11 protein-coding genes are annotated in these 11700 nt (G+C 53.1%); 8 read left to right on the top strand and 3 right to left on the bottom strand.

Annotation, left to right across the window (positions count from 1 at the left end):
* Nucleotides 1-32: 32 nt before the first annotated feature.
* The 3 genes from ACAW74_RS23350 to ACAW74_RS23340 all read right to left on the bottom strand — a co-directional run bounded on the left by ACAW74_RS23350 (nucleotide 33) and on the right by ACAW74_RS23340 (nucleotide 2350).
* A complete protein-coding gene (locus ACAW74_RS23350) occupies nucleotides 33-491 on the bottom strand; it encodes a GPW/gp25 family protein (RefSeq protein WP_370700663.1) in 459 nt (152 codons plus the stop codon).
* A gap of 134 nt (nucleotides 492-625) precedes the next feature.
* Nucleotides 626-1687 carry a DNA topoisomerase IB gene (locus tag ACAW74_RS23345; RefSeq protein WP_370700662.1) on the bottom strand — a complete coding sequence of 354 codons (1062 nt, stop codon included), beginning with the start codon at nucleotides 1685-1687 and terminating at the stop codon, nucleotides 626-628.
* Between the two features lie 81 nt (nucleotides 1688-1768).
* On the bottom strand, nucleotides 1769-2350 hold the full coding sequence (locus tag ACAW74_RS23340) for a DUF6962 family protein (protein ID WP_370700661.1): 582 nt from the start codon (nucleotides 2348-2350) through the stop codon (nucleotides 1769-1771).
* A gap of 94 nt (nucleotides 2351-2444) precedes the next feature.
* Between ACAW74_RS23340 and sucD the strand changes: the two genes are divergently transcribed.
* The 8 genes from sucD to porN all read left to right on the top strand — a co-directional run bounded on the left by sucD (nucleotide 2445) and on the right by porN (nucleotide 11658).
* A complete protein-coding gene (sucD, locus tag ACAW74_RS23335; protein ID WP_370700660.1) occupies nucleotides 2445-3320 on the top strand; it encodes a succinate--CoA ligase subunit alpha in 876 nt (291 codons plus the stop codon).
* 55 nt (nucleotides 3321-3375) lie between these two features.
* Nucleotides 3376-4575, top strand: coding sequence for a DUF4271 domain-containing protein (locus tag ACAW74_RS23330; RefSeq protein WP_370700659.1), 1200 nt, complete (start codon nucleotides 3376-3378; stop codon nucleotides 4573-4575).
* Between the two features lie 73 nt (nucleotides 4576-4648).
* On the top strand, nucleotides 4649-5434 hold the full coding sequence (locus tag ACAW74_RS23325; protein WP_370700658.1) for a uroporphyrinogen-III synthase: 786 nt from the start codon (nucleotides 4649-4651) through the stop codon (nucleotides 5432-5434).
* A 144-nt stretch (nucleotides 5435-5578) separates the two neighbouring features.
* Nucleotides 5579-6541, top strand: a complete 963-nt coding sequence (locus ACAW74_RS23320; protein ID WP_370700657.1) for a PorP/SprF family type IX secretion system membrane protein — start codon at nucleotides 5579-5581, stop codon at nucleotides 6539-6541.
* Nucleotides 6542-6786: 245 nt separating this feature from the next.
* A complete protein-coding gene (porK, locus tag ACAW74_RS23315) occupies nucleotides 6787-7923 on the top strand; it encodes a T9SS ring complex lipoprotein PorK/GldK (RefSeq protein ID WP_370700656.1) in 1137 nt (378 codons plus the stop codon).
* Between the two features lie 46 nt (nucleotides 7924-7969).
* Nucleotides 7970-8788, top strand: a complete 819-nt coding sequence (gene porL / locus ACAW74_RS23310) for a type IX secretion system motor protein PorL/GldL (RefSeq protein WP_370700655.1) — start codon at nucleotides 7970-7972, stop codon at nucleotides 8786-8788.
* Nucleotides 8789-8930: 142 nt separating this feature from the next.
* On the top strand, nucleotides 8931-10526 hold the full coding sequence (gene porM / locus ACAW74_RS23305) for a type IX secretion system motor protein PorM/GldM (protein WP_370700654.1): 1596 nt from the start codon (nucleotides 8931-8933) through the stop codon (nucleotides 10524-10526).
* A gap of 43 nt (nucleotides 10527-10569) precedes the next feature.
* Complete coding sequence (gene porN / locus ACAW74_RS23300) at nucleotides 10570-11658, top strand: type IX secretion system ring subunit PorN/GldN (protein WP_370700653.1); 1089 nt, start codon at nucleotides 10570-10572, stop codon at nucleotides 11656-11658.
* Nucleotides 11659-11700: the final 42 nt, after the last annotated feature.

Raw genomic sequence — 11700 nt, 5'->3', positions numbered from 1 at the left:
GATACCGTTAAAACGCCGATTGGCAGGTCGCCCTACCGGACCTTTGTAGTAAACGGCGCCACAGCAATCTCGCGCTGGTATTCGAAGGGGCGGCGGTTCGACGCGGCAATTTCGGCCCGCACGCGAATGACCACCAGTTTATGGGCATCGGGCGTGCCTTCCCGGTTGATGCTGACCTCTACTTTCACGCGTTCCAAGCGGGATTCATATCGATAAATGGCCTCGCGCAACGACTTCTCGATCCGGTCGGTCCAGAGTACCGATACGGAGTCGTTGGTGGTGCTGAAATCATCGTCCCAGATGGTGCAGCCAAAACGGCCATCGTAGCGGGCTTCGTTAAACTGCGTAGTCGTGATTAAAAACAGGTTCTGCTGGATCGACGCTTCCATCGAGCAGTAAACCTGTTTATTGGAGGCAGCCGTCTGCCGGGCGCCGGGTGGCTTGATCAGCAGATCCAGACGCAACGGCAGTTTGTAATATTCGTCGGCCATGGGAAGGAAGGAAATAGTTTAGAGTTGACCGTTTAAGGTTTGGCGTTTGCTGACGCTCGAGTACGCCTGCGTTAGCCCACTCTAAACGTCAAACTCTACACCATAAACTCTTTCCCAAGATACGTGTCAAACGATTACGGTTTCACCTGTTCTTTTAGAAAGGTCAGTAACATTTTCTCGGCGCCATCCAGACCCGCCGGGCTGCTTTGTTTGAAACGGTTTCGGCGCTTGATATACGGGTTCAGGTCCTGGCATTCGTAGGCTTCCAGCAACTGCGGATGCACGTAATGTTTTCGACAAACGGTGCGGGTGTTGCCCAGTCGATGCGCCACTTCATCGAGCACGGTGTTGACGTTCTTCTTCGCTTCGTTGTCCGACGCGCACGGTTCCAGCTCAATCAGCAGGCGCAGGGCGTTGGTGGTACCCGCCCAGGTGCGGAAATCTTTGGCCGAAAACTCGTCGCCCATTGTGTCCTGTAGGTACGTGTTGACCATACCCGAGTCGATGCTGTGGCGATCGCCAGCTTCGTCGAGGTACTGAAACAGCTCTTTGCCGGGAAGTTCGCGGCATGCTTTCACCAGTCGAGTCAGGCGGCGGTCGCGCAGGGTGATGTCGTGGTAAATGCCCTTTTTGCCTTTGAAACTAAAGCGCAGTGCATCGCCCTGCGCTTTTACGTGCCGGTTTTTAAGGGTCGTCAGCCCATAGGAGCCATATTCTTTTTCATAAGCAGCGTTGCCGACCCGAATCAGGGTTTGTTCCATCACGCTCAGCGCAATAGCGATCACTTTTTCCTTGGTCAGGGCTCGCTGCTTGATGTCCTGCTGCAAGCGTTTCCGCAGCAGAGGCAGCTTTTCCCCGAAGGCGATCATCCGGTGGAACTTCGTTTCGCTCCGGGCAGCATTCCAGTTGGCATGGTAGCGGTACTGTTTCCGGCCTTTGGCGTCGATTCCGGTGGCTTGCAAATGGCCATTCGGCTTGGGGCAAATCCAGACGTGCTGATAGGCCGGTGGTAAAGCCAGTCGGCGAATTCGATCCAGCGTGGCGTCGTCGTCGATGGGCGTGCCTTTCGGATCGACATATTCATACCGATCACCTTTTTGTCGCCGTGCAATGCCCGGCATGGTATCGTTTACATAAGTCAGCTTAGCCGCTCGGGCTAGCTGTACGGCATCGGATTGGCCTGTTGAGGGGTTCATTAGGTTGTTGAGTAACTACAGTGTAGCAACAACCACCAGAGCAGGAGCGGGGTTTTGGTAAGTAACGAACCAACCGGTTTTTTATAGTTTCTTCCCCGCCTTACCAAAGCAGAGCAACGCCAGCGCGATCAGGTAATGGTACGTATCGGTGGGGTGAATGGGTAGGCTAAAACTCGTCACTTTGGTCGCCAGTGCCATCAGCATAACGGCCACAATGAGCCAGCCCATACCCGGTAGCCGCTGCCGCAGGCCAAATACCGACAGGACCATCACCAGCAGCATGCCCAACGACGAGATGACGGGCGCGAAAACGCCAAACCGGGGCGAGACCAGCAACGCGATAAAGATGGCCATTCCGATCAGAGCCGTTACGCCAGACGAGGTTGGCGAGGCGGGCCGTTTCAAGACGGCGGAGTAAACAGCCACCACCACGCATACCACGCCCATACTACCGGCCAACAGGGTCAATGATTCGTGCAAAGGTTCCAGATCGGAGAGACCGCCGAAGGTGAAAACACCCGTGAGGGCGGCTAGTGAGATGGTGGAAAAGAAGAAACCCCAAAGCAAACGGCTGTAAAAAGGAACACGTTGAAAGCAGGTAACAAAGACCCAGAAACCCACGCCAGCCAGCACCGCGTCGGAGATCATGTGCGAAAGAATCATATCGGAAGATAACGTTTTTCGGTCTACTTTTGCCCCACTTTAAGCAAAATAAGGCGTCCACGCGACGGGCATTGACCACGATTCAAAAAAAGCAATGAGCGTATTAGTCAACAAGAACTCAAAAGTTATCGTACAGGGCTTCACCGGCTCGGAAGGCAGTTTCCACGCCCAGCAGATGATTGAATACGGCACCAATGTGGTGGGCGGCGTAACGCCTGGCAAAGGCGGCCAGACGCACCTCGACAAACCCGTTTTCAACACGGTTCGCGAAGCGGTGGAAAAAGCCGGTGCCGACACGTCGATCATCTTCGTACCGCCAGCGTTTGCTGCCGATGCGATCATGGAAGCCGCTGACGCGGGTATCAAGGTCATCATCTGTATTACAGAAGGTATCCCGACCGAAGACATGGTAGCCGTAAAAGCTTACCTGCGCGACCGCGACGTACGCCTGATTGGTCCGAACTGCCCCGGCGTGATGACGGCCGACGAATGCAAAGTGGGGATTATGCCCGGCTTTATTTTCAAAAAGGGCAAAGTAGGTATCGTATCAAAGTCAGGTACGTTGACCTACGAAGCCGTTGACCAGCTGACCAAAGCCGGTCTGGGCCAAACGACGGCCATCGGTATTGGTGGTGACCCCATCATCGGCACAACTACCAAAGAAGCCGTTGAACTGCTGATGAACGATCCCGAAACTGAAGCCATCGTGATGATCGGTGAAATCGGTGGGGGTATGGAAGCCGAAGCCGCCCGCTGGATCAAAGCCGATGGTAACCGCAAACCCGTGGTTGGCTTCATTGCCGGCCAAACGGCGCCTAAGGGTCGCCGTATGGGCCACGCTGGCGCAATCGTGGGCGGTGCCGACGATACCGCGGCTGCCAAAATGGCTATCATGCGCGAGTGTGGTATTCACGTGGTGGAGTCGCCTGCGCTCATCGGTGATACCATGCTGAAAGCCCTGGGGCAATAAATAAAGCGTGACAGAAAGAGTGAAAGAGCGAATTCGGCAAATGGTCATAAGGGAAATGCATGGCCTGTTAGCAGGCAGGTACGTTCGCCTTATCGTTGCCTTACTCGTTCTTTCACTCATTCACGCATCCACGCATTCACTGCTGGCGCAGGGTCGGCAGGAGGGGATCGGGCCTAACAACGGCTTCTTTCCGGTCCATGATTTTCAGAATGACTTCGTCGTGTATGATGAAGCGTTCAAAACCTATGTGCCGTTTATCGTTGAGCAACACGCCGACGAACAGGCTGTCAGCGCGTTCGTCGATCTGGAAAGTAATCGACGCTATAAACTGCTGATCCAAAGCAAAAAAGACGGTTTTCTGTTTGTCGATGCGGCCCTGCGCCGGAAGTGCCCGGCGGGACAATGGCTGGTGCTCGACATCGACAGCCTGCACCGGCTCTACCGAAAACCGCAGGTGTTTATCACGCTTTATGGTCCGGCTGTGGTTAACAACTGGCAGTTGCTGACAGGCCACGCACGAGCCATGTCGCAGCAGACCATTCGCCTCAACGACGACCTGTTGAGTGTTCGTCCCCGCCCGTTATCAGGTTTCATTAATTTCTTCAGTGTTGGCCTGTTGTTTCTGCTGGCCAGCCACGCGTTTCTCTACACCTTTTTCCGGCGCGGTTTCCTGACGTATTACAGCCCACTGAACCTAATTAGGCTAGATCCCCCCGACGAATCGTCCCTGATTAGCAGGCCATTGAGTGGAGCGTCGATGGCGTTTACGCTGAACCTGAGTCTGGGGCTTGCCTTCCTGTTTCTGTACGTGCAGAGCCAGCATATCAGCCTGTTTGGAGCCGGGGCTTTTCTACCCCAGGGGCAAACGTTTGGTCAGTTGCTGATCAGCTATCTGGCCGTAACTGCGGTCATTTTTGGGCTGATGCTGGGCAAGTATGCCCTGATTGCCACCGTTGGCAGTCTGTATAAGTTCGATAGCATCGTCAGCCTGCATTATTTTCGGGTTGTCGAGGCATCGTTGGTCTTCACTACGACACTGCTGCTGCTGACGGCGGCCATCAGTCCATACATCAGCAACTTCGAGCCATCGCCGAGCCTGGTGGTGCTACCTTTCATCGTTTACTACTTAGGGCGTTTAGGCTGGCTTTACCTGACGCTTGTACGTCAGATGCCGGTCAAGAATCTCTATTTATTTTCGTACCTTTGCATCGTGGAATTGATACCGCTCGTCATCGGCATCCGGTTTGCCGTCTGATGGGTTTTACTTCCCCGGAAGTCAGGTTCCACACCCTGTTTGCACCGGAACGATTTTAATGAGGTAGATTCTAATGAGCCAAACCAGCACTCAGACCACAGAAGAGCGCCAGACCAAAGTCAGCCAAGTATTAGTAACCCAATCTAAGCCCGCCGACGACAAATCGCCTTATTTCGAATTAGCCTCCAAGTATAACATTACGATCGACTTTCGCCCGTTTATTCAGATTCAGGGCGTATCCTTCAAAGATTTTCGTCGGAACAAGGTCAACATTCTCGACCATACGGCGATCATCTTTACCAGCCGTAATGCCATCGATCATTTCTTTCGTATCTGCCAGGAGGGCCGTATCGAGGTGCCTGCCGATATGAAGTACTTCTGTATCTCGGAGCAGACGGCCAATTACCTCCAGAAATACATCGTCATTCGGAAACGGAAAATCTTTTCAGGCACGAAAACCGCTAAAGAACTTTTCGACCTGATTCGCAAGCACAAGACCGAGAAGTTCCTGTTCCCCTGCTCGAATATCCGTAGCAACGATATTCCTGATTTCATGGACACGAGCGGGCTGCACCTCACGGAAGCCGTGATGTATGAAACCGTGGCAACGGACCTATCGGACTTGAACATCAATCAGTATGATCTGATTGCGTTCTTCAGTCCGTCGGGGGTAGCGTCGCTGAAAAGTAACTTTCCTGATTATCAGCAGAATGGTACCCGTCTGGCGGCGTTTGGCCCAACCACGGCAAAAGCCATTGTGGAAGCTGGCCTGACGCTCGATATTGAAGCACCCCTGCCCAATGCACCCTCGATGACCGGTGCCTTGGACCTCTACATTCGAAAAGCCAACAATCCGTAACAACACCGGGTTGTTAAGAGGCCGGAACCAGTAGTTAGCCCAAATGAACTACCGGTTTCGGCCTTTTTCTTGACCAATATTTTGTGTTTACGGGCGTTAATGAATTACTTGGTCAAAACGCTATCGGTTTGGATCCCTTGCTCTATGCTTCGCAAACTCTACGTGCTTATTGGTGGGTGTTTACTGGCCGCTTCGGCCTATGGTCAGCAAGACCCGCAGTTTAGCTTATTTCCGTTTACACCTACGGTCGTAAATCCGGCAGCGGTTGGGTCAGAAGATGTGACCCGCATTCAGTTTATTCATCGTACACAGTGGGCCGGTTACCAGACGTCGTCGGGCGCCGGTGGGTCGCCTACCACGCAGTTGCTGACAGCGAGCCTACCCCTGACCCGTTTCAACAGCGGTGTGGGCATTTATGCATTTAACGATCAGTTGGGCCCGATCAGTAATCAGTCGTTTCAGTTGGCCTACGCCTATCGCCTGCCGCTGAAGTCAGGTACGTTGGCAGTAGGCGTACAGGCGGGGCTGTTCAACAAACGAATCGATTACACGGGCGTTATCGTCAACGACCCGAATGATCCACTGGTGCCGTCGGGCATTTATTCGCAAATGCAGCCTGATATCAGCGCCGGTTTGTATTACAATACTGTCGATTACTGGATCGGGGCAAGTTTGTTTCACATCAATGCACCGGCCTATAGGTTGGGCTCCGACCGGGCAATCAACCCCCTGTCACGCACCGCTTATCTGTCGGCAGGCTACCGACTGGGGCTGACTTACGAAATTGACCTGCAACCATCAATCCTGTATAAGTACAGCACCGAACCTGGTACACAGGGCTCGTCGCTCGACGCTAACCTATTGGCCACTTATAACGGCCGGTATTTTGCAGGGGTGAGCTACCGGGCGCAGGAGTCGATCACGGTCATGGCTGGCCTGAATATGCTGGCTAATAATGCTCTGCGGTTTGGGCTGGCCTATGATGCGGTGGCGTTTGGTACGCAGGCGAAGAATCCGGCTTCTTACGAGCTGATGCTGAGTTATGCGCTCCCTGCGCCAAGCACCAACAAGAAGCCCATTATCCGGACGCCGCGCTTCCGGTATTGAGTCCATGACGTACCAAAAAATCGCTTCACGCTACATCTGGATAGACAAATTGGCTTTATTCTTGTTAGGCACTTTGCATCCATCCCCTTAATTTTGACCTTCTCTCGTTTAATTCGCTGCTTTTGAAGCCTCAAATAAGCTTTTTTCGGAAAAAAAGGAGGGTATACAATAACAGAACGGATTTTCGTTCTATCGCTGAGTCTTGCACAAGTTTTATGCTTTATACAAATATGGAATCGAACCGAATGCCTGCACTAACACTCCGGGGTGCGTTGGTTGTGGCAACAGTGTTGATTTTACAGAGCTGTGGCTTTTTAAAATCAAAAATGGGAGGTGGGAAAGGTAGTGATGTTGGGGTAGCGAACGGCGAAGTCGTTGCTAAATCGCGCCCTGGTTATCGGCAGACAACCCCATACGGCATGGTGCTGGTGCCTTCAGGCTCCTTCATCATGGGTCAGGCTGATGAAGATGTAGCGGCTACGCAGATCAACATGAACCGCCGCGTAACAATCAGCTCGTTTTACATGGATGATACCGAGGTGACCAACCACGAGTATCGTCAGTATGTCAACGCCCTGTTGGCCGACTCAGTGGCGACACTGGGTGAAGAAGAAATCATGGCGCGTTTTTACCCGGATACCACTGTCTGGAAAAATGACTTTACCTACCACAACGGTGACCCCATGCTGGAATACTACTACGGGCACCCGGCATTTGATACGTACCCGGTTGTGGGTGTTAGCTGGAAAGCAGCGCAGCACTTCTGTCAGTGGCGTACCAACTTGTACAACGACTACCGCACGAAAGAAGGCATGGTTAACTCGCCCCGGTTCCGGCTACCGTCGGAAGCTGAATGGGAGTGGGCCGCTCGTGGTGGCAAGCAAGGCGCCAAATACCCGTGGGGTAACCCATACGTGGCCAATGGCAAAGGTTGCTACCTGGCCAACTTCAAGCCGCAGCGTGGTAACTTCGATGCCGACGGCTATCCCTACACCGCCCCGGCCAACTCGTACAATGCCAACGAATATGGTTTGTATAACATGGCTGGTAACGTATCGGAGTGGTGCCGCGACGCCTACGCCGACAACTCAAACGCCATCGTTTGGGATATGAACCCCGATAACCAGAATGCCGACGAACCCCGCAAGGTCATCCGTGGCGGTTCGTGGAAAGACATTGCGTATTACCTCGAATCAGGTACGCGTGCTTATGAAGACGAAAACGCGCGGCGCTCGTACATTGGCTTCCGTTGCGTGATGGATAACCTTGAAGGTCGCACGGCGGCAGCTCGTGGTGGCCGGGCTTCGGCTTCATCGAAATCGAAGTCATCGAAAAGCAGCAGCAATAGCAGCAAAGGCATGCGTAACAGCAAAAAGGCTTAATCCTTTCTAATCCACTTCTTATAATTTTCTACAGTAAAACTGACTCATGGCAGCAGGTAAAGTAAATTTCTTCTGGGATCGTCTCGTTCCTACTATCTATAGCGCTGGGGCCGCCGTTGTTATCATGGGAGCCTGGGCGAAAATCACCCACAACGAACAATTTGGCTGGATGCTGACAGCCGGTCTGCTGACCGAGGTTGTCATCTTTGCCCTGTATGCCGTTCAGAGTTTTACGATGCCTGCCACGGCTGCATCGGACTACGAATGGGAGCGTGTGTACCCCGAATTAGCCCCTGACTACAAAGGAGAAACGCGCAAGGCGGTTGCTACCCCACAAGCCAATGGCCTGACCGCCAACATGGATCAGATGCTGGCACAGGCGAAAATTACGCCCGATGTGTTCGAGAAACTGGGCTCTGGTTTCCAGAACCTGAACAGCACGGTGTCGAAACTGACTGACCTGACGGATGCGACCGTAGCAACCAATGACTACGCCCGCAACGTGAAGTCGGCTTCAGGAGCGATCTCTGAAATGAACAAATCGTACGGTACCGCTATCACCGCCATGAATTCGATGGCCGATGCAACTACCGACGCCAAAGATTACCGCGATCAGTTCCAGAAAGTAACCAAGAACATGGGCGCGCTGAACGCCGTCTATGAACTGGAACTACAGGATACCAACAAACACCTGAAAGCCATGAATGCTTTCTACGGTAACCTGACGAGCGCGATGCAAAACATGGCCGATGCCAGCAAAGACACGCAGCAGTTCAAAAATGAGCTGTCGAAACTGACGGGCAATCTGGCTTCGCTCAACAACGTATACGGCAGCATGCTGACTGCTATGCGTGGCGGCAATTAAAATCAGTTTGGTGTTTCGAGTTTGACGTTTGGTGTGGCCGCGCTGTCCTGCCCGCAAGGTGCATGGGTAGCCGCGCAACAGCAAACGTCAGACCTTGACTGGCAAACCTTTTCTCTACACACAATATTAATCTACCCCAATAATGGCAGGTGCTAAAGAGACACCCCGTCAGAAGATGATCGGGATGATGTATCTGGTCTTGACCGCGCTACTTGCTTTGCAGGTGACGTCGGCCATTCTGGAAAAATTCGTCCTGCTTAACAACTCACTGGAACAATCCACTGGATCAACGAACCGGGTTAACCAGGAGACGTTGGACAAAATTCGCTCACAGGTTAGTAAAACAGGAAATCGCCCGGCCGACGCGGCAGTGTTGCAGCAGGCCGATCAGGTACGTAAGATGTCGTCAGACATGGTTGCCGAACTGGACCGCCTGAAGGCACAAATCGTTGAGGCGAGCGGTGGCACTGATGAGCAGGGCAATATCAAGAACCTGAGCGAAGAAGAAAAAGTAGCGCAGGTAATGGTAGGCAGCAACCGGAACGGTGAAGCTTATAAATTACAGGGTACACTGAACACGTTCGTCAACAATCTGTCGAAGCTAGCCAACGCCAAGTTTGCACCGATGGCTGTCGATGGTAAAGATGATCCCATCGCTGCCCGTTCGCCGGAGCAACGCACTAAGGATTTTGCTACGCTGAATTTTGCCCAAACGCCGGTACCTGCCGCCTTGGCCGTACTGAGCCAGAAGCAGGCCGATGTGCGCCGGATTGAAGGCGAGACGCTCGACGCTCTGGCCGCTCGCGTGGGTGCGCAGGACGTTAAGTTCGACAAGATCATGGCCATGCTAAGTATGGAGTCTAAGGTGGTTGTCGCTGGTACGAAGTTCAAGGGTGAGATGTTCCTGGCAGCCTCGTCGTCGGGCATTCAGCCGCGCATGAGTTTGAGCGGTGGCCCCGTTCGGATGGACAATGGCCGCGGCATCATCGAGTTCACGGCACAGGGCGGTGGCGCTTATGACAAAAATGGATTGGCTCGCCGTGTACTGTCGGGTTCGATCTCATACAACGCGCCCGATGGTACGGTAAAAACGGTACCGATGCAGGCCGAATACTTCGTAGCCAAACCGACGTATAACATCGAGACAGGTACGTTGCCACCGATGTATCTGGGTTGCGAAAACAAACTGAGCATTCAGAGCCCGCAGTTGGGCGCTCTGTGGAATCCTAGCATTACAGGTGCTGGCGCACAGGTTATCCCTTCTGGTGATCGGGGTAAAGTGACGGTTGTACCAAACTCTGCTTCGGTTCGGCTGACAATATCAAACCAGGGAAGCGTGTTGGGCTCAGAAGATTTCCGGGTACAACGTGTTCCTCGCCCAACCATCGAGTATCTGGTGGGTGGTCGTGCGGCTACCGACCCGCGTGGTGTGCCTGTTGCGTCAGCACGTAGTCTACAGGTACGTGCCGTTCCTGACCCAAGCTTTTTGGCTGCTGCGCCCAACGACGCTCGTTTCCGAGTAACAGGTATTACCGTAAACTTGGCACGTGGCACACGTCGAATTGCTGGACCTATCAATTTAGGACCTGGCGGTGGCTCATTAGGCGCTATGGCGGCTGAAATGGAGCCTGGCGATCGGTTGACAGTTCAAATTGAAGGCGTTCAACGGCAGAATTTCCGGGGTGATGTCAGCGACGTACCCATGGGGAACGTATTGCAAGTAATTGCGCTCTATTAATGTACTAAAGCGGGCTTTGGCCCGTTTTTAGCTTAGACAGTTAATGACCTTATATCCAGCGATGAAGCAGGCTACGATGATACGGACGATAGCGCTGTCAGCAACGGCAGTGCTGACCTTGGCGGGCAGTGCAGCCATAGCCCAGGAGCGCGACAACAGCAAATACAACTCGATGTCGGTGCGTCCGATCAACGAGAACGATATCATGATGAAGAAGACGCTCTGGCGTCGGATTGATCTGAAAGAAACGCAGAATGCAAGCATGTTTTCGAAGAATAATGAGATCACTAAGTACCTCATTGATGCGGTGAAAGCTGGCTTGCTCGATGCCTACGCGAACGATTCGTGTACCCGGAAAATCGACCCGTCGAAATTCCACGAGGCGATTCTGGTGCCGAACACAGATGGCGGTCTGTCAAAAGAAGAGATCGACGCAGGTTTTGGTCAGCAGGCGGCTGGTGGAAAAGACGATGGCTGGGGCAATCCGAAGAAGGAAGATCCCAAGGCAACGGCTAAAACCAAACCGGCCGACGATGGCTGGGGTGCACCTGCTCCTAAGAAAGCCGCTGCCGACGATGGTTGGGGCGCTCCCGTGAAGAAAACCGCCAAGGCTAGCAGCAAGAAAGGCAAGAAGGCCACGCAGCCTGTTGCTGTTGCTAAGCCCGAAGCCGTAACAACGGCGGCACCGGTCAGCTCGACGGCACCGACCTTCTCAGGCGACGAACGTTTTGCCAAAGAGTTCAACGTGCTCGAAGTGAAAGAAGACTGGATCTTCGACAAAAAGCGGTCACGGCTGTACTATGATATTCAGACGGTAACGATGCTGTTGCCTGCGGATAAAAACGCTGCCGGTTTTGAGGTGCCTGTAGCCACGTTCAAATACAAAGATCTGGATAAGCTGTTCCGCTCGGATCCGAAGAAATTCGTGTGGTATAACCCGCAAAACCAGGCTCAGCACAAGAATCTGGCCGATGCCTTTGATCTTCGCCTGTTCTACGGCCGAATCACAAAAGTGGCTAATCCGGAAGACAAAGATCTGGTAGGTATCTACGGCGACAAGGAAGGTCTCATGAAGTCATACCAAAGCGAGTATGAGCTGATGGAGATCGAACACGGCCTCTGGGAATACTAAGACGAGTTCAACGTAAAAAGTCCAAGGTCCAACCTTGACTGG

The sequence above is a fragment of the Fibrella musci genome (assembly GCF_041321105.1).
Lineage (GTDB): Bacteria > Bacteroidota > Bacteroidia > Cytophagales > Spirosomataceae > Fibrella > Fibrella musci.
The sequence above is the reverse complement of the archived record's forward strand: the minus strand, read 5'-3'. Positions and strand labels throughout refer to the sequence as shown.